The organism is Pseudarthrobacter sp. MDT1-22 (assembly GCF_054511035.1).
The window spans coordinates 1-18,401 of sequence record NZ_JBTNDK010000045.1; the positions used below are offsets into that span (position 1 = coordinate 1).

Annotated in this window: 15 protein-coding genes; 8 read left to right on the forward strand and 7 right to left on the reverse strand. The window is 63.1% G+C overall.

Going from position 1 to position 18,401, the window contains the following annotated elements; translation table 11 throughout:
- Nucleotides 1–1,005 precede the first annotated feature (1,005 nt).
- The gene (locus tag ACX80M_RS19965; protein WP_252598687.1) at nucleotides 1,006–1,704 is read right to left on the reverse strand and encodes a maleylpyruvate isomerase family mycothiol-dependent enzyme; all 699 of its coding nucleotides are present in this window, start codon (nucleotides 1,702–1,704) and stop codon (nucleotides 1,006–1,008) included.
- Nucleotides 1,705–1,988: 284 nt separating this feature from the next.
- Between ACX80M_RS19965 and ACX80M_RS19970 the strand changes: the two genes are divergently transcribed.
- The 4 genes from ACX80M_RS19970 to catC all read left to right on the forward strand — a co-directional run bounded on the left by ACX80M_RS19970 (nucleotide 1,989) and on the right by catC (nucleotide 5,858).
- Nucleotides 1,989–3,374 (forward strand): MFS transporter, encoded by a 1,386-nt coding sequence (locus ACX80M_RS19970; protein ID WP_252611966.1) that lies wholly within the window; start codon nucleotides 1,989–1,991, stop codon nucleotides 3,372–3,374.
- Between the two features lie 135 nt (nucleotides 3,375–3,509).
- Nucleotides 3,510–4,451, forward strand: coding sequence for a LysR substrate-binding domain-containing protein (locus ACX80M_RS19975; protein WP_252611965.1), 942 nt, complete (start codon nucleotides 3,510–3,512; stop codon nucleotides 4,449–4,451).
- Nucleotides 4,451–5,554, forward strand: a complete 1,104-nt coding sequence (locus ACX80M_RS19980) for a mandelate racemase/muconate lactonizing enzyme family protein (protein WP_252598684.1) — start codon at nucleotides 4,451–4,453, stop codon at nucleotides 5,552–5,554. The genes ACX80M_RS19975 and ACX80M_RS19980 overlap by 1 nt, the downstream gene beginning before the upstream one ends.
- Before the next feature lie 25 nt (nucleotides 5,555–5,579).
- Complete coding sequence (catC, locus tag ACX80M_RS19985; protein ID WP_252598683.1) at nucleotides 5,580–5,858, forward strand: muconolactone Delta-isomerase; 279 nt, start codon at nucleotides 5,580–5,582, stop codon at nucleotides 5,856–5,858.
- A gap of 50 nt (nucleotides 5,859–5,908) precedes the next feature.
- Here the strand turns inward: catC and ACX80M_RS19990 are convergent, their stop codons facing one another.
- From ACX80M_RS19990 to benA, 5 genes are all read right to left on the reverse strand, one after another.
- Nucleotides 5,909–8,740, reverse strand: coding sequence for an ATP-binding protein (locus ACX80M_RS19990; protein WP_459310263.1), 2,832 nt, complete (start codon nucleotides 8,738–8,740; stop codon nucleotides 5,909–5,911).
- A gap of 61 nt (nucleotides 8,741–8,801) precedes the next feature.
- Nucleotides 8,802–9,629 carry a 1,6-dihydroxycyclohexa-2,4-diene-1-carboxylate dehydrogenase gene (locus ACX80M_RS19995; RefSeq protein ID WP_252613717.1) on the reverse strand — a complete coding sequence of 276 codons (828 nt, stop codon included), beginning with the start codon at nucleotides 9,627–9,629 and terminating at the stop codon, nucleotides 8,802–8,804.
- Nucleotides 9,629–11,200: a benzoate 1,2-dioxygenase electron transfer component BenC gene (gene benC, locus ACX80M_RS20000; protein WP_459310264.1), complete on the reverse strand. Its 1,572-nt coding sequence runs from the start codon at nucleotides 11,198–11,200 to the stop codon at nucleotides 9,629–9,631. The genes ACX80M_RS19995 and benC overlap by 1 nt, the downstream gene beginning before the upstream one ends.
- 117 nt (nucleotides 11,201–11,317) lie before the next feature.
- Nucleotides 11,318–11,854: a benzoate 1,2-dioxygenase small subunit gene (benB, locus tag ACX80M_RS20005; protein WP_459310265.1), complete on the reverse strand. Its 537-nt coding sequence runs from the start codon at nucleotides 11,852–11,854 to the stop codon at nucleotides 11,318–11,320.
- A 36-nt stretch (nucleotides 11,855–11,890) separates the two neighbouring features.
- Nucleotides 11,891–13,273, reverse strand: coding sequence for a benzoate 1,2-dioxygenase large subunit (benA, locus tag ACX80M_RS20010; protein ID WP_252598678.1), 1,383 nt, complete (start codon nucleotides 13,271–13,273; stop codon nucleotides 11,891–11,893).
- Nucleotides 13,274–13,584: 311 nt separating this feature from the next.
- Between benA and catA the strand changes: the two genes are divergently transcribed.
- The 4 genes from catA (at nucleotide 13,585) to ACX80M_RS20030 (ending at nucleotide 17,247) form a co-directional block, all read left to right on the forward strand.
- On the forward strand, nucleotides 13,585–14,481 hold the full coding sequence (catA, locus tag ACX80M_RS20015) for a catechol 1,2-dioxygenase (protein WP_252598677.1): 897 nt from the start codon (nucleotides 13,585–13,587) through the stop codon (nucleotides 14,479–14,481).
- 109 nt (nucleotides 14,482–14,590) lie between these two features.
- Nucleotides 14,591–15,889, forward strand: a complete 1,299-nt coding sequence (locus ACX80M_RS20020; protein WP_459310266.1) for a benzoate/H(+) symporter BenE family transporter — start codon at nucleotides 14,591–14,593, stop codon at nucleotides 15,887–15,889.
- A gap of 417 nt (nucleotides 15,890–16,306) precedes the next feature.
- Nucleotides 16,307–16,723, forward strand: coding sequence for an SDR family NAD(P)-dependent oxidoreductase (locus tag ACX80M_RS20025; RefSeq protein WP_252611959.1), 417 nt, complete (start codon nucleotides 16,307–16,309; stop codon nucleotides 16,721–16,723).
- A gap of 320 nt (nucleotides 16,724–17,043) precedes the next feature.
- The gene (locus ACX80M_RS20030; RefSeq protein WP_091256599.1) at nucleotides 17,044–17,247 is read left to right on the forward strand and encodes a cold-shock protein; all 204 of its coding nucleotides are present in this window, start codon (nucleotides 17,044–17,046) and stop codon (nucleotides 17,245–17,247) included.
- Between the two features lie 19 nt (nucleotides 17,248–17,266).
- Here ACX80M_RS20030 and ACX80M_RS20035 read toward each other — a convergent pair whose 3' ends face one another.
- Nucleotides 17,267–17,641 carry a hypothetical protein gene (locus ACX80M_RS20035; RefSeq protein WP_252598674.1) on the reverse strand — a complete coding sequence of 125 codons (375 nt, stop codon included), beginning with the start codon at nucleotides 17,639–17,641 and terminating at the stop codon, nucleotides 17,267–17,269.
- Nucleotides 17,642–18,401: the final 760 nt, after the last annotated feature.

Genomic DNA, 18,401 nt, shown 5'->3' on the forward strand with positions numbered 1-18,401 from the left:
ACCCGTGCCATTAGCTTTGGCGTATGGCAGTTCGCACGGTCTGCGAAAGATGCAGCGCCCTCGTATCCGCCCCGCCAGGAAGTTGCATTTGAAGCGGGATGTACCCAAAGCTGACATCGTAAAGCGGGTCAGCGTAAACGAGGGCTCCGCCTGCCCACGTCGGAAACGACGCCCAGAAAGTGGAACACGTCGTTGAAGCAAAAGAAAGAACGGGAGGACTCACGTGATGGCCAACTGGGCGGCCAGCCATCCTAACAACGCGACAGACACCGATTTTCCCTCAGGACATGTCACCCAGAACGCCAGGACGCATGAACTGATACCAGCCGAAAAGTTGCAGGAAAGGACCGCAATGCACGCCGAGCGGATGCCCGTCCAGGGGCGTGTGCACAATCTACACACCCCCTTTGGCCGGACAAACCCGCGATGCGCGCGCTCTGCTTGGCCCACAGGAAGCAGCTATTGGAGGAAAAGCTAGAAGGAAATTTCCCTAGGTCATGTCGTCAACACAACCCGTAGCCATGAATGAGTGATGGCCAACAAGGGCCATCAGAACAAGCCACAAAGAGGACCGACAACCCAGGACGCCAGCAGGCGGAGGGCCCACCAGCCAGGACCCTAGCCCGCCACCCACACAACTTTACAGGCCACCGCGGCACCAGCCACAGACCGCGGCCACAATCAGAGGGACCCGCGGAGGGTTAATGTACACACATTAAAAGCAAAACCCCCTCTGACGAGGGGGGAATACGTGCCCAAGGTGGGACTCGAACCGGAATCCAGCCCCCGAAACCACTGGACTCCCCCGCAAACATCCCGAATCCGGCCCAGTCCGGCACCAGTACGACCCGATCCGAAGCCCAGGGTGTGCACAATGTGCACACCCCTTTCAGCCTGCCGCAGGCAACGTTGAATCGGGCAAGGACACCCGGGCCGTCGCCCGACTTCCTTCCGCATCCATGTCCTGGACCGCTGCAGTCATGCCTTGTGCCACCGCACGTCCGCTCACCAGGATGGCAGCACCGGCACCGGGCCGTCCACGTCAATATGTTCGGCGTCCCCGCGGGCCAGCCACTGGAGCAGGCCTTCGCGGTCGGACACAACCCGCAGACCGCCGTCGCCGATCACCCACTCGTCACGTTCCTCGGTCACCAACGTCATTCCCGGCGACCCCTTGGCCCGGAGTGAACGCACCACGGCTTCGAGGGCGTTCAGCAGCGAATCCGGATCGGCCTCCTCGATGGTCCAGGCAGTGTCGAGGTCATGGTGATGCACCACCACCTCGGCAATCCGGAGCGCAACGATGGAGGTGGCAGGGAGCGCACCGCCGTTAAGCTGCACCTCAGGGGCCGCAAGCCCCCCGCCCAGCCGCTGTGCCTGCTCGGCGAAGTTCCGGGCCGACTCCCGCAATTCCCCGACGAGCTCTTCCCTCGGGAGAGCGGCCAAGGCGGCGATCTCCTGGGAGCGGGCGTCCCGTGAGGCATACAAGGGACGCTCCTCACCTGACGTGGCCCAGTCGATGAGCTTCACCAAAGCGCGGCCGCTGGAGGCGACGTGGGCGATGACATCGGCTCGCGTCCACCCCTCACACAGCGAGGGAGCGGTCATCTCGTCGTCGACAAGGGACTCAACGGTGGCCAGGAACATGTCCGACTCCCGGCCGAGGCGGGACAGGTCTGAGTGAAGGCGTGCGGGCTTGATCATTTTGCCAGCCTATCCACGCGTCAGTATTCCGACCAGCGTTCCTGCCCTGCTGTTCCATATCCAGATCGTATGGATTGAGACGGGCGGGACTGCCCCGGGTCTTGCTCCCAAAAACACCCATTTGATATGTGCAGCATATAAATATCCCCCGGGCGAAAAGCCGGGTATTTCCCTCATATGACTTGCATCACAGCTCTGTCAGGCTGAAAGCAATCGGAAGACGGCCCCGAAGATCCTTCGCTGCGCTGCTCCGCCTTCACTTCCCCCAGAGAGGACCTGGCATCATGACACAACCGCATGCCGTTATAGCCGAAAATCCAAAAAAGGAGGCGCGCACCGCCAATTGGGTGGCCTTCATCATCTGCACAGCCCTCGTGTTTGACGGATACGACCTCGTTATTTACGGCACTGTCCTTCCGGGGCTGCTTGCGGACCCTAGCCAGATCGGCGCTTTTGATACAGTCGCCGCCGGCCTCCTGGGATCCTGGGCACTCATCGGAGTCCTCGTGGGCTCCCTGATCTGCGGCGCAGTCGGCGACTTCTTCGGCCGGCGCCGGCTGATGCTCCTGGGCATCGCCTGGTTCTCGGTGGGCATGTTCGTCACGGCCTTTGCCACCAGCGTCACTGCTTTTGGAGCCTTGCGGTTTGTTACCGGGCTTGGCCTGGGAGTGGTTATCGCTACTGCCGGCGCCACCATGGCTGAATTCGCACCCGCCGGAAGGCGTCAGTTCTACAACGCAATTGTGTATTCCGGAGTCCCTGCAGGCGGCGTCCTGGCATCAATCCTGGGCATCCTGCTGCTCAATGACATCGGCTGGCGCGGGCTGTTCATGATCGGCGCCCTACCCCTCGTCCTCCTCGTGCCCATCGCGTGGTTCAAGCTCCCTGAGTCTCCGCGCTGGCTGCTGGCCCGCGGCCGTGAGCAGGAAGCCCAGGCCGCTTCGCATCGCACCGGCGTTCCGCTTATCGAGGAACGGGTCATTCAACAGGTGGGCGCCGCACCGCAAAAAACAGGTTTCGCCGCAGTGTTCTCCCGGCAGTTCGCTGTGCCATCCATTTTGCTTGGCCTGATGTCGTTCTGTGGCCTGCTCCTGACTTACGGCCTGAACACATGGTTGCCGAAAATCATGGAAGGCTACGGCTACGGGCGCACATACTCCCTGTTCTTCCCCCTGGCGCTGAACCTGGGTGCCGTCGCGGGCGGTCTGCTGCTTTCGCGCCTCGCTGACAAGGGCGGCCCCCAGCGGGTCATCGCCTCCACCTTTGTTCTGGCGACCATCAGCCTGGTGCTGATGACCTTCAGCTTCCCGCTGCCATTGCTGTTCACCTTCATCGCCTTCGCCGGGGTAGGCACACTGGGCACCCAGGTCCTGATTTATGGGTTCCAGTCGAATTACTACACCACCAATGCCCGGGCCGCTGGCGTGGCATGGTGCGCAAGTGTGGGACGCTTCGGCGGGATACTGGGACCCATCATCGGTGGCTGGCTGGCTGCCGCAGGCATTGGCGGGGCCACTGCGTTTTATATCTATGGGGCCGTAGCCCTCGTCGGCGCAGTCGTGACCGTTTTGGTCCCCCGCCAGCGAAAGCTGGAGGAAGCCGAGCACAAAGTGGAGGAGATCGTCGAAGGGCGGACAAGGGACAGTATCCCTTCGGAGCAACTCAGGTAGCCCGCGTGATGCTGCCCTGACAGTATTACGCGTGCCAGATTACCTAGTAGGGCTTATTATAGTTATTATTTGAACTAATTACCGCGCACAGGGCAGCATCCTTGAGGCCGGTCCCGGCAGAAGGACGGCAGCACCTTGGACATCCGCCAATTGAACTATTTCATCGCGGTTGCCGAGGAACGGCACTTTGGCCGCGCCGCCAAGCGCCTCCACATGGCGCAGCCACCTCTCTCGCAGCAGATTCGTCAGTTGGAGGACCAGCTTGGCGTGAAGTTGCTCAACCGAACCACCCGCAGGGTGGACCTCACAGCGGCGGGCCAACTCCTGCTGGATCGCGGTCGGCAGATTGTCAACGAGTTAGCGACACTTCAGGCCGATGTCTCTCAAGTGGGCAAGGGCGCCACCGGCGTCCTGAGGGTGGGCTTCTCAGGGTCGGCAACCTACGGCGTCATGCCGCAGATCGCCCGCCTTGCCAAGCAGGTCCTGCCCGGCCTGTCCCTTGCGCTGCACGGCGAAATGCTCACTCCTTCCATGGAAGCAGGGCTGCGGGAGGGTAGACTAGACGCCGCGTTGCTGCGCCCCCCCGTTGCTTCACCGGACATCGACTACCGGATTGTGGCCAAGGAACCGCTTGTCGTCGCGCTCCCCTCGTTCAGCGCCCTGGCCGTAGACCGGACCGTGGCCATGCACGAATTGCAGGACCAGGATTTCATCGCCTATGCACCCGAATCTGTGCTCTACCGCACCACGTCGGACCTGTGCCGCCAGGCCGGCTTCCGGCCACGCATCGCCCAGGTGGTGGGAGAGACCTCCACGATGCTGGCCTTCGTGGCCGCTGGGGGCGGGGTGGCCGTCATGCCGTCCAGCGTGCGGGCCATCCAACTCGAAGGCGTGGCCTACCGGGAGATTGAAAACGTCCCCGCGGTCGAACTCGCAGTCGCCTGGATGCGCGGGCATCCCTCCACCCTGCTGCAAAATTTCCTGGAAGTCGTTGATACCGCGACTGCAGAGCCCGGGCGCCTGCCCCCTCACCCCGGCCCCGTGCCGTTTCCCACTGATGAAAGGCTGACCCGCTGATGAAGATCGCAGCCATTGAGGCGATCCCCTACTCGATCCCCTATCTCCACCCCCTGCACTTCGCCTCCGGGTCCGTGCACGAGGCAGACCATGTGATCATCAGGCTCCGCACAGACGACGGGCTGGTGGGCACTGCCGACACACCGCCGCGCCCCTACACCTATGGTGAGACGCAGAAGTCCATCGTCGCGGTGGTAGAAGATATTTTTGCCCCGCAGCTGATCGGGGTCGACATCTTTGACCGGGAGAAGGTCCAGGAAATCCTGTACCGGACTGTCCACAACCAGACGGCCAAGGGGGCCGTGGATATCGCCCTGTGGGACGTCATTGGCAAGACTCTCGGGCAGCCGGTGACAAAGCTGCTGGGCGGGTACTCCGACTCGCTCCGGGTCTCCCATATGCTCGGCTTTAAGCCTGCCCAGGAGTTGCTGGCATTGGCGCTGGAGTTCCGCGAGACCTATGGCATCAACACCTTCAAGCTCAAGACCGGGCGCCGTCCCCTTCACCTCGACATCGAGGCCGCCCGGGTACTGCGCGATGGCCTTGGCGAGGACGCTGAGCTTTACATGGACGCCAACCGCGGGTGGTCCGCCAACGAGGCCGCCGAAGTGCTGCGACGCACGGCGGAGTTGGGCCTGCAGTTCCTGGAGGAACCCGACGACGCCCGCGAAGTCCTCGGGCGCCGTCGCCTCGTGGCGAACTCCCCCATCCCCATCGCTGCGGACGAGTCTGCTGCCAATCTAGGTGAGGCCGCACGGGAAATCCTCACCGGGGGCGCGAACCTCCTGGCTGTAAAGACGGCACGGTCCGGTTTTACCGAGGCCGCCAAAATCGTGGGGATGGCCGAGGGTATGGGCATCGACGTTTATATTGGCAACCAAATCGACACTCAGGTCGGCACCGCCGCCTCGGTGGTCTTCGGCGCTGCCTTCGCCCATACGGCCAAGCGTGCGGCGGAGCTGTCGAATTACCTGGACATGGCCGACGACCTCCTGGCCGAGCCCCTGGCCATCACCGGCGGTCGCATCCGTGTTCCCGAGGGACCAGGCGTGGGCACAGCCGTTGATGAAGACAAGCTCTCCCTGTACCGCTCAGACCGATGACATCCCAACCTCCGAAAGTAGATCCGTGAAATTTCTTGTCCACATGGACGTAAACCTGCCCGCCGACCTCCCCGCCGCGGAAGCCGCGGAGATCAAGGCCAAGGAGAAGGCCTACTCGCATGAGCTACAGCACTCGGGAAAGTGGCCGGAAATCTGGCGAGTGGTTGGGGAGTACGCCAACTACTCAATCTTCGACGTCGATTCGAACGACGAACTTCATGAGATCCTGCAGAACCTGCCGTTGTTCCCTTTCATGGACATCTCGGTGGTGCCGCTCGCCAAGCACCCGTCCGACGTCAAGTAAACGCCGGGTCAAGTCACACCTGCTTACTTCAGAACAAGCTGTGTTCCGGGTCAGTCCTTGGCCCGGAACACAGCCGCAAGTTCGCTGCGGGAACGGATTCCCATCTTCCGGTAGACCCGCGTCAGGTGGTACTGAACCGTCTTCTCCGCCAGGAACAGAGCCCGCGCCGCCTCCTTGTTGGTAGCCCCGGCCGCTACCAGTTCGACCACCGCCCGTTCCTGTGCTGTTAACTGAAGGTGGTGGTCGCTGGCCGCCATGAGCACGGGATCGGCCGGATCGGGCAGGTTACCGACGTCAAGACCTGTTGCTTTGAGCTCACGGTCGCACCGTTCCACGTACGTGGCCGCCCCAAGGGAGTCGTACAGGTCGCGGGCCACGCGCAGGACCGAGGACGCCAAGCGCCGTTTGCCCGCCCGGCGCATGCTTTGGCCGTAGGCAAAGCTGACCCGCGCCCGCAAATACGGCCGGTTAAGCCCGCGGAGGTGGCCCAGGGACGTCTCGAAGTGCTCCCTGGCAGTGTCGGGGTCCCCCTGCGCGGCCACGAGTCGGCCCCTCGCCCACGCCATCCGCGCCAGATCCGAAGGCACTTCCCGCTCTCGCGGAACCCGTTCAAACGCGGTAAGGAACGAGTCGGCGGCGTCGAGCTGATCAGTCATGACAAGGGCGTTGACGTAGGTGTCCTGCCAGGGCCAGAAGGACACCCGGTTCTCAGTCCAGGGGTCCAGCTCCGTCAGCGGCTGCAGCACAGCCAAAGCGCTTTCATAGTCGGCCCGAGCCTCGTGGAAGCGGGCACGGGCAAGGCTTGCCGGCACCTGCATGGCCCGGTAGGTCCCCGGCTGCACCGCTGCCTGTGAAACGTAGTATCGGGCCCGGTCCCAGTCCCCGCGCATGGACCAAAGCTCCGCCGCTGTCCAGTACAGCAGGGGCCGGATCAGCGGCATTCGCGAGGTTTCGAGGCGGACAGATGCGCGCGCCACGGTGGCAGCAGCCGCATCCCAGTTGCCAAGCACCAGGTGGGTACGCGCCAGCCAGGCCTCGGCCCACAGGGAAATCCGCATCGAGCCGCCACGGTACTCAGTGGGAGCAGCCGCCTCGAAGTTAATCAACGCTGACTCAACGTTGTCAAGGCGCAATGCCAGCCAGCCGGCACCCATCTGGACCCGCTGCTTCTGGGCGTTCTCGGCAGCATGTTCGAAGGCCCGGTGATAGGAGGCCTCCGCCTCCGAAAGCCGGCCCTGTGCATACAGGCCCAAGCCGTAGATTGCCTCTGACTCAATGTGCGCAGGGGTTCCCGGCTGCGTAAGTTCCATCGCCCGTTCGGCCCAGCCGGTAATCAGCGGGCCGTCCCAGGACGCTACCCCGTGCAGGACGAAGCGCTGCGCCACCTGCGCGGCGGCCGCGGGATCACGCTGCGGGTTGCAGGTGCGCCACGCCATCTCCAGCTGCGTCTGCGCGCTGTCATTTTGTCCCGACACAGTAGAGAGGTATCCCAGGACTGAGGAGCGGAGCGGTGAGGACGGCAGGGCGTCCACTGCCGCGCTCCACATTTGGGCCTGGGCTATATTGCCGGAACCCACCAGGGCGTCCACGGCTCTCAACAGCCTGTCGTTCCGGGAACGGATGTCCTGGGAAAGCCGGGACGCGGAGAACAGCGCCGTCGAGGCATCCTGCCACACCCCCAGCAGGGCCTGGCCCCGGGCGTGCTCCTCCAACTCCTCAGCAAGGCCCTCGTCTGCTCCGGGAGTCGCTGAGACGCGGTGGCCCAGACGTTCACCCTCGGGCTGCACGGCCTCAGCTGCCAGCCGGTGCAGCGCGATGCGCCGGCTGGGGACGATCTGTTCGTAGATGGCCTGAGCTGTGCCTGGTTCAAAGAACACAACGGAAGAACGGGCCTGATCAACAGTCAACCCCAGCAGCCCTGCCCGGTGTCCCTCGTCGAGTACCTCCATGACCGACTCCAGCCCGCTGACCTGGGAAACCTCCGCCAGACCCGCGCTGCGTCCGAGCACGGACGCAGCCTCTGCCACAGAGACCAGCCCGGGAGACGCGGCCGCCAGGACGCTGCGCATCCGGGCGCGCACCCGGGAGGTCGGAGGCAGGGTAGGAAACCACGTCTGCCACGTCTCCGCTGGTAACTCCTGGAGCAGCTCGACGACCGGTTGCGCAATTCCGCCGGTGTGCTGGACCAGACCGTGGGCCGCCGTGGCACTAAGGTCGATGCCGAGCCTCGTCCGGGCAAGATGCTGGACCTGCTTGGGCGTGAGCGGATCCAGCGGGATCCGGGTGACCTGATGACCTGAAAGGAAGTCCAGGGCACCGACGGGGACACGTGTTGCGTCATCGGGGTTGATCGTGAGCAGGAACAGAATCCTTTTTCCGTGCAGCCGGCGCATGACGAAGGTGAGGATGCGCAGGCTCTCGGCGTCGAGTTTGTGAACGTCGTCGACGGCGACAACTACGGTGCCGTGCGACTGCAGTCCTTCAAGGTGGGCGCTGAGCGTCGAAGCGTAATTGACCACCTGGGCCGGCATGAGAGCCGCGACGGGGCCAGCGGGAACCGGCGGGCCGCCGTCGTAATCCTTTGCCGAGCGAAGCGGCGCGCCGAGCATAAGCTGGGAGTAACCGGCGAGGGCAAACTGCGCCTCCCATTCGTCGCCCATGGCGGACAGTACGCGGACACCACGGACCCCGGTGCGGCAGTGCTCAAGGAATAAATCGAGCACTGCGGTCTTCCCGGAGCCCGATGGCCCGGAGATCACCACTGCGCCCACATGTCCCTTGCGGACAGTGCGGAGAATCTCCAACAGCTCCTCGAAGACCTCCCGCCGGCCAACGAGCGGAAGGTCCTCCGCCATTTCACCGCTTATGGAGCCCGTCGTCATGACCGCAATCCTACTGGAGCGGACCGTACGGCCCTGGCGGCGGGAATTCATCATGGCGGCCTTAGCCCAGGTCCCCGCCAGCAACTGGAAGGATGGTTCCGGTGAGGTAAGACGCTTCATCTGATCCAAGGAATACGATCGGCGCGGCCTGTTCGTCCAAGGTCCCGTAGCGCTTGAAAAAGGAAGAATCCACGGTTTGGTCAACGATCACCTGGTACCAGGCCTTTTCCGTGGAGGATTCGGCCTCCGGCCCCCGCTTGACCTTGCGGGGCGGCGCCTCGGTACCCCCCGGTGCGGTTGCGACCACGCGGATGCCTCGTCCGCCCACCTCCATTGCCAACGACTGCGTTAAGGCATTGACTCCGCCCTTCGCCGCTGCATAGGGCACCCGGTGCAGCCCGCGGGTGGCCACCGAGGAAACGTTGACGATGGTACCGGAGCCCTGTTTCAGCATGGCCGGCAGCACCGCCCGGCAGGTCCAGAGGGTGGGAAAGAGTGAGCGGCGGATTTCCTTCTCGATCTTCTCCTCGTCGTACTCTTCGTACGGGCGGGCCCAAATCGTGCCGCCGACATTGTTGACCAGTACGTCCACCCGGCCGTGGGCGGCCAGCGCAGCCTCCACGGCCTGCTGCGCACCTGCGAAGGTCTCAAGATCTGCGGTCACCGAGGTAGCCGAGCCTCCTGAACCGGAACCCTGGGCCGCCTCCTCGATCCCTTGCGCCACCTCATGGACCAGGTCGGACCGGTCCACGAGGACAACGGCGCCGCCTTCGGCCCCGATCCGCTCCGCTACCTTCTGGCCAATGCCCTGGGCGGAGCCGGTCACAAGAGCCACCTTGCCGGCATAACGGCCAGGAGTAATGAACTGTCCAGCATATGGCTGCGTCATCAGTGGGCGGCCTTGGCATCGATCGCGTTCGCCATGGTGTCCTTGGCGTCGTGTGCATGGGCCATGATGACCTCGCGCGCCCGCGCCTTGTCCTGACGTTCGAAGGCGTCAACGATATCCAGATGGTCCTGCGTGACCCGCATGAAGATGCTGGTTCCCGCCTCGAAGGCCGCCGCCATCTGAGCATGGACGTCGAGCCGGCGGTAGGACTCGAGCAGCATGGGGTTGTCGCAGACCATAAAGAGGTATTCGTGGAACTCCTCGTTGGTCCGCGCGAACTCATCCGGGTCCTGGATGGTGCCACCGGTGACAAAGCGCGTGGTGGCCTCGGCAAGCCGGCGGAACTGGTGCAGCTGCTCCTGGCTGAGCCGGCCCAGCATCAGCTCGCTCACTGCGAGCTCCAGGCCCATGCGCGCGTCGAGCTGGGCAAAGCTGTCCTCCTTGCGGAAATCCAGCCGGCCGGTCTCGAGGGACGAGACGGCCTCGCTACGGCTCATGGTGTCGCCTTCCGCCTCGATCTTCGCCACGGCTGCCGGTGCACCTGTCTCCGCGTCGCCGCCGGTGGTCTCCTTCGGGGCAAACCGCTCGAAATAGAAGTTGGCGGGCTTGATGCCCTCGGAGTCCAGCCACTTCGACACGGCATTGACCATGGGAGGCGGCCCGCAAAGATAGATGTCAACATCGCCGTCGAACAGGTGCGCGGGCGCAATGATCTGGGTGACATAACCCGTGTTTGGAGCAGACGTGCCCGGTTCGGAAGCAATGTAGTCCCACGTGAATCCGGGCAGCTTCGCCTCATATTCCCGCAGCCAGTCCAAGCCAACGATGTCCGCCTCGCGGGTCAAACCATAAATTAGGTGGACGGGCACCGACTGCGGATTCTCGGAGAGCTTCTCAAGGATGGACAAGAGCGGGGCCAGGCCGGTACCGCCTGCCAGGAGCAGCAGGGGTCGCTTGGGCTCGCGCAGGAAGAACGAGCCGTAGGGACCCGTGAATTCTATGGAGTCGCCCACCGCTGCCCTGTCGCGCAGGTATTCGGACATCGCACCTTGGGGCGTCACCCGCACCATGAACGACGCATCGTGCACCTCGGGGCCGCTGCTGAAGGAATAGGAACGCTCCGCGTCGGTTCCGGGGACCTTGACGTTGACGTACTGGCCCGGAAGGAAGGCCAGAGCATCCCGGTTTTCCACGTCCAAGGTGAAGGACACCGTTGTTTCCGTGTGCTTGTTGAGTTCCTTCACGGTGGAAGTGAAGGTGGTGGCCGAGGTCTTCGCCGACTCCGACGTGGCAGGGATCTGAATGGCCAGATCGGACTCCGGCACTGCCTGGCAGGTGAGCATGTAGCCCTTTTCGAGCTCCTCCTCCGTCATGGCGTCGTCAATGTAATCACCCGGATCGAAGGAACCGGAATCGCAAAACGCCTTGCAGGTGCCGCACGCACCATCACGACAGTCCGACGGAATGTTGATGCGTGCCTTGTACGCGGCGTCCATCACGGTCTCGTAGTCGCCGACCTTGATGACTTTGGTGACGCCATCCTCGAAGCTGAGGGCTACTTTGTGGCCCATGATTTCCTCCTGGCTGGGGATCGCGTCGTAGCGACCCGGGAAAGTGTGGATGTGCCCGCCGGGCACGGTTTTGAAACGGTCAAGGCCGGGGCCGGGGCCGGCACCGGCACGCTGCCGTCAGATCATGTAGACGTCAACCACGTGGTGGATGTAGTCATTCTTGAGGACGACCTTCTTCTTCATGATCACCGGCTCCCTGCCGGCAAGATCGATCGTGTAGAAGCTGGTCCCGAAGTACGTGTCCGTTGTGTTGTAGCGGAAGTACAGGGTGAACCAGTTGAAGCGCACCTTTACCTGGTCGCCGTCGTGCTCCACGATCTCGATGTTTGTGATGTTGTGCCCGGTGCGGGGCTCCGGGAGGGAGGTGGCCGAGGACCGGTCCGTCTTGATCCGGAAGACCCGGTCCTCAATGCCGCCGCGGTTATCGTAGTAAATGAGCGAGATCTCGTTTTGCGGGTCCTCGGTCAGCCGGTCGTCGACGTCCCATGCGGGCATCCAGAACTCGGAGTCCGGGTGGTAGCACTGGAGCCAGTCATCAAATTGGCGCTCATCCAGCAGCCGGGCCTCCCGGTACAGGAAGGCACGGACGGTTTCGAGCGTGGCGATCTCTTCGGCGGTCTTGAGCGCCGGAGCAGGTTTTGTCAGGTTGATCATGGGTTATGCACTCTCTCTGGTTCGACGTGGACGCGGTCAGGCAGTGACGGGGAGGCTATCCAAAGCGGAGCGCTCCGCCTCCGCCAAGCCCCGGTCCATGACTTCCTTCCAGTACCCGTGCTGGATCGGGTAGAGCCCCTCGTCCTCCGTGCGCACCCCGGAGGCTATGACCTTGGTCATACCCAGCGCCCGGGCCTGCTCGTCGGGGCCGGCGATCTCGTGGGTGGACCCGCGCGTCATGTCGTTCCACGGCGCCGAGGTGGCCCAGTAAGTCTTGTTGCAGGATCGGAACTCTTCGAGGTCGTCGGGGGTGGCCATGCCCGTCGCGTTGAAGAAGTCCTCGTACTGGCGGATGCGCTTGGAGCGGTTCTCCTGGGATTCGCCCTTGGGTGCGATGCAGTAAATGGTGACCTCGGTCTGGTCCGCGGAGATGGGGCGGAAGTGGCGGATCTGGGAGGAGAACTGGTCCATGATGTAGACATTCGGGTACAGGCACAGGTTCCGCGAGATGTTGATCATGAAGTTGGCCATTTCCTCGCCGTACTTCGCCACGAGCTCCTCGCGGCGGTCCCACAGCGGGCGGTCCTCGGGGTTGGTCCACTCCTGCCATAGCAGCAGGTGGCCGTGGTCGTAGGAGTAGAAGCCGCCCTTGACCTTGCCCCACTTGCCGGCGTCCATGGCCTTGGTCTTGTTGGCGGAGTCGCCTGCGCTGCGGCGGGCGGTGGTGGCAGCGTAGTTCCAGTGCACGGCGGTGACGTGGTAGCCGTCGGCGCCGTTCTCCGCCTGCACCTTCCAGTTGCCGTCATATGTGTAGGTGGATGAGCCGCGCAGCACTTCGAGTCCCTCCGGGGACTGGTCCACGATGGAGTCGATCACCTTGGTGGCGTCACCCAGGTGCTCTTCGAGCGGGAGCACGTCCGCCTTCAAGGAACCAAAGAGGAAACCGCGGTAGGAGTCGAAGCGGGCAACCTTGGTGAGGTCGTGGGAGCCCTCTTTGTTGAAAGTCTCCGGGTAGCCGGCGTTGCGGGAGTCCTTGACCTTCAGCAACTCACCGGAGTTCTTGAAGGTCCAGCCATGGAACGGGCAGGTGAAAGTGGTGCGGTTGTCCGTCTTGCGGCGGCACAGCATCGCGCCGCGGTGGGAGCAGGCGTTGACGATGCAGTTCAGGTTCTCGTCCTTGTCGCGGGTGATTACTACGGGAGTGCGGCCGATGTTCGTGGTGAAGTAGTCCCCCACATTGGGGATCTGGGACTCATGGGCGAGATAAACCCAGTTGCCCTCGAAGATGTGCTTCATCTCCAGTTCGAAAATATCCTCATCGGTGAAAATTTCGCGCTTGGCCCGGATGACGCCGTTCTCACGGTCGTCGATCACGGCGTCGGAAAGGACCTCACGGACATGGGTCAGGTTCTCGGTCATGGCTGCTCCTTCATTGGAGGGTGCTATACAAATTTGGCGGAAGGTCCGGGCCAGCCGGGGGCGCCGGCGGGGGACGTTGTCAGGCAATCCTGCCCTATCGTGACCACCCTCACATCAGGCAAACACCTAGGTTCGACCAAGGGTGAAATTATGTAGGCTTCATGACTAAAAAGCGGCCAAATTGATATTTGTGGCGTCCTTATCGCGAGGCCTATCATGAGACAGACATCACGCGAAGCCACGTCACCGCGGAATTACACCCCGGCTCGCACCGGGTGCAGGAACCCTTCCTCCCCTGTTCAACGAAGAGTATGGAGAACACCATGACTGACACCCAAACGGACGCCCGTAAAGAGGACGAGGGCACTGCCGTCGAAGCCGGTTCAAAGGCCACCGAGCGCTTTACCGCCTCAGGAAAGCTCGCGCAGCTGGACGTGCCGAAGGAAAGGGTGAGCCTGCTGGCAGGGGCACTCATCAAGGCCGCCAACGACATCGTCGTCGAACACGAGGTCACCTACGAGGAATACAACGCACTCAAGGCCTGGCTGATCAAGGTAGGGACAGACGGGGAATGGCCGCTGTTCCTGGACGTGTGGCTGGAACACACTGTCGAGGACGTCAACTCCCAGGACCGTCCGGGCACCGTGGGGACCATTGAGGGACCCTACTACGTCCCCGGCTCCCCCGTGCTCCAGAGCCCTGGCACCGTGGAGATGCGCGAGGACGAGGAGGGCACCCCACTGCACTTCACGGGCCGCTTCACTGATACCGAAGGCAATGCAATCCAAGGTGCCCAGGTGGAAATTTGGCATGCGGACAGCGCCGGGTTCTACTCCCAGTACGCCCCGGGCCTCCCCGAGTGGCTCTTCCGCGCCACGGTCAAGGCGAAGGACGGCGGCCGCTTCGAAATCAACACGATGCGCCCGGCGCCGTACCAGATTCCCACGGACGGAGCTTGCGGGCAGCTGATCAACGCGGCCGGGTGGCACGCCTGGCGCCCGGCGCACATCCACATCAAGGTCTCCGCGCCCGGCTTCCAGCCTGTAACCCAGCAGCTGTACTTCCCCGGCGATCCTCACAACGACGATGACATCGCATCGGCGGTCAAGCCCGAGCTGATGCTGGACCCGCGGCCGCGCACGGACGGCCAGTCCGGCGAAGAAGTGGTCTATGACTACGTCCTCGCCAAGGAAGGCCAGCACAAGTAGGAACCACCGCCCGAAATCGGTGCCGGCGCCTCGGCTCTTGCACGGACGGCGCCCCGGAGTGCCAACTCCGGGGCGCCAGTGTTTTTTTCCGCCGTTCCCAGGAGCCAGAATGCCGCGATCCCGCGAGATCCAGCCCGCCATGCCCCACGCGGAAGCCGCTGTGGCCCCGGAGTCCCAGCCGCTGCTCGAACGCCCGGGGGTTCGCCCCGCGGGGGTGCGCCAATTCCTCCGTGACCTGAGCACGCCCTACGTATCCAACGGGGTGATCGGCCTCATCTTTGCCGGCTCCGGCCCGATAGCGGTCACGCTGGCCGTTGGAACGGCGGGCGGACTTACCCAAGGCCAGCTCGCGTCCTGGGTGTTTGCCATCCTCTTCTCGGGCGGGGCGGCGACCCTGTTCATGTCGCTCCTCTATCGCCAGCCCCTCGGCTTCGCCTGGTCCATTCCCGGCACAGTGCTCTTGGGCCCGTCCCTGCAGCACTTGTCCTTTCCGGAGGTGGTCGGGGCGTTCTTCACGTCCGGCATTCTCATCCTCGGGCTGGGTGCCACCGGAATGGTTCGCCGGATCATGGCAGCCGTCCCGATGCCGATCGTCATGGCCATGGTGGCCGCTGTGTTCCTGAAATTCGGCACCGACGTCGTTGCCTCAGCCCAGGCGAACCCCGTGGTGACTGTCCCGATGGTGGCCGTCTTCCTGGTCCTCTCGGCCGTGCCTGCCCTGGGCAGGTTCATTCCCCCGGTGCTCGGCACCCTTGTGGTCGGTTGCCTGGCCGTGGCGGCAAGTGGTCAGTTTGCCCTCCGGGAAAGCGGACCGATTCTTGCCACCCCGGTCTTCACCCTTCCTGAGTTCACCTGGGCTGCCCAGCTCGAACTGGTTGTTCCCCTGGCCCTCACCGTGCTGTTCGTTCAGAATGGCCAGGGCGTCGCCGTTCTCGGTGCCGCCGGCCACAATCCGCCGATCAATGTCTTCGCCATCGTTTCAGGCGCGTTTTCCTTGCTCAACGCTTGCTGCGGCGCTGTTTCAGCCTGCGTGACCGGCCCCACGAACGCCCTCATGACCTCCTCGGGAAGCAGGCAGCGCCAGTACACAGCTGCAGTGGTGTACGGCGTTCTGGCCATAATCTGCGCCCTCCTGGCTCCCACCCTCACCCGTCTCATGCTCGCCGCGCCCACGGAATTCATCCTGGCCCTGGGCGGCCTTGCGATGCTGAGGGCCCTCCAGCAAGCCTTTTTGACCGCCTTCGCCACAGCCTTCACATTGGGGTCCCTGGTGACCTTCGTCGTGACCATCTCCGGTTTGAGCCTTTTCAACATCCATCCGGCGTTCTGGGGGCTCGTCATCGGCTACATGGTGTCCCGGCTGCTTGAACGCGCGGATCACGCCAAGTCTCAACGCCGGGATTGCTAGCGGCACGTCTTAGGCCTCCTCAATCCTGCTTGGCATCTTCATGCAAATACTGCTCAGCAATTAGTCGCTTGCGGAGATCCAACGACTTTGAGATTCTCGACACCAAATTCGATTCGTAACCGGACTGTTCCCGTCGCCGAATGGTATGCGGAAGCCCCCCGGCGTCGCTGGGCAGAAGAAGCCGAATTGGCTGTTTTGATGATTCCGCCCATCATGATCCGCGTGCTGCTTTCGTGGGCGGTTCCGACGCACGGTATCGACTGGACTCTTCTGCAGCTGGCCAAGGGCTGATTCTGGCAGTTTAAGTGGGGACCGTCGCCCGCGTGCATCGCGGAGACCAAGCCGCAATGAGGCCCGTGATGATCCCCGCGCAGCCCCGCCGACAACGTCCAATTCCAAATCCCCACGGACGGCACAATGGTCCGCCCCAGTGCGGATCACTGCCGGGACAAAAACCGGCCGAGGACGGGAACCGATGGTAAATCCACCTCCGTCGCCATAGCCGGCACGGACGCTCACATCGGGTCCTTCAGAAGCATCGGCTACTCAGCTAGCAAGGCGGCACTTCTTTCCGTCACGCGGAGCCTCGCCAACATTCTTGGGCCCAGAGGAATCCGGGTCAACGCTGTGACCCCGGGCTGGGTCGACAGCGGCATCATCAGCGAATCATACGAAGCAGCAAGCCTGACTCCGCTGGGTCGAAACGGAGCACCTGGAGACATAGCCTCGGTCGTCGCTTTTCTACTAAGCCCGGAAGCAGCGTTCATCGTCACTGACGGCGGCTACAGCGGTGTGGACTACAACATGAAGCAGGAAAATGACCTTCTTGGCTAAGCCTTTCCGCGTACACGGAATGGTGGCTATTCAGCGGGCAGTTTTCCGGTGGCCCGGGCTCGAAAGGGCCGTGCGCCGCAATGTGGCGTCCACGACCAGATCCCTGAACGCATTAACCGGTCCCGGCGTCCCGCATAAGGGGCCTTCGGCCCGGTCGCGCGGTGAGCACGCGCTCAGCACAAGCCCAAGGATGCTCTCTGTCCGCCGCTGACGGAATTTCTTGCCAGTGGCCGGACCACCCACATAAGCTCAGCCGTGTGAGTGGCCGGGACGGCAATCCGAGAAGCGGAACCGACCAGCGACCCGTGAAGGACATCAGCATGGCTACAGGTACTGTCAAGTGGTTCAACGCCGAAAAGGGCTTCGGATTCATCGCCCCCGACGACGGAAGCGCTGACGTGTTCGCACACTATTCGGCAATCGCCTCCAGCGGTTACAAGTCCCTGGACGAGAACCAGAAGGTCCAGTTCGACATCACCCAGGGTCCCAAGGGGCCCCAGGCGGAAAACATCCAGCCGCTCTAGAGCTCCTGGAAGAGACCGGTCAGCCTATGCGGCGGGCCGGTCTCTCGTTGTGTTCGGGCACCTGCGAGGCGACGGCCTTCTGTTCTTCTTCCCGATTCTTGGCCCGCAGCGCCTTCGCTTCGGCCTTCTGGATCGAGGCCCTCGCCGCGTTGACGCCGGCGGAGGCAGAGATCGTCCGGATCTGATTGAGGGCAACGTGGCCAGCTCCCACCGCCAATACAGCGAGGACAGAGACGCCGGTTACCCAGAAGCCGGATGCGGCGATGACGGGAAAATGATGGCTGCGGCGGCGAGCTAAATGGTGGGAAGGCCATGGCAGCAGGGCCCACCAGTTCCTACAACTCGCCCTCGAGGCCGGCCCCGCCTGCCGACTGGCCAGGCTCAGCAAGCTCATGATCAGCTCCGAATCAGTGGCTATGTCATGCCGTTCCCCCCGCTGTCCTGCATGAACAGGTATCAGAGCGGAAAATTCCGGACCGGCCGCAAACCCAGGTCCATCCAAAGAATAACCAGCAAGTCATGTTGTACGCGGCTCTAGCCACCATGAAGAAGTGAACGCGAAAACCCGACGGAAGGACGAACGAGGATGAACTCCCAGCAGAGACCCCGCAGGGCGGTACCCGGCCCGCCGTAGGCAGCCGCTTCCCCACACAACCGAATAGGCCGTTTCCGAGACCCCACACACCCGGAACATCAGATCAGAGTCCAGAGTGTGCACAATGTGCACACGAAATAACACTCAAAAGCCCCTGACCTGAGGAAACACTGTGCCCGAGGCGGGACTCGAACCGGAATCCAGCCCCCGAAACCACTGGACTCCCCCGGAAACATGCGGAATCCGGCCCGATCCGACCGATGTACGCCTCAGTCCGAGGCCCAAAGTGTGCACATTGTGCACACCCCATTTTTTGCCTTTCGGCGGCAACTCCGACTCGCTGGCCTTATCAGCGGCGGACGATACCGACCGCAGAAGCGACACGACCCGAGTCACCAATCCGGATTCGGCAGGATCACGACTTTCGGGCACGAATCGAGGAACCACGTTCATCACTGAATATTGGCCTTCAGGGGGTCCAGAGGTGGTGCGGGTGAGCGCCGTGGTCGGAATCCCGATTGGCGTGGGTGAGCGCCAGTGTCGGTGTGGGTGAGCGCCA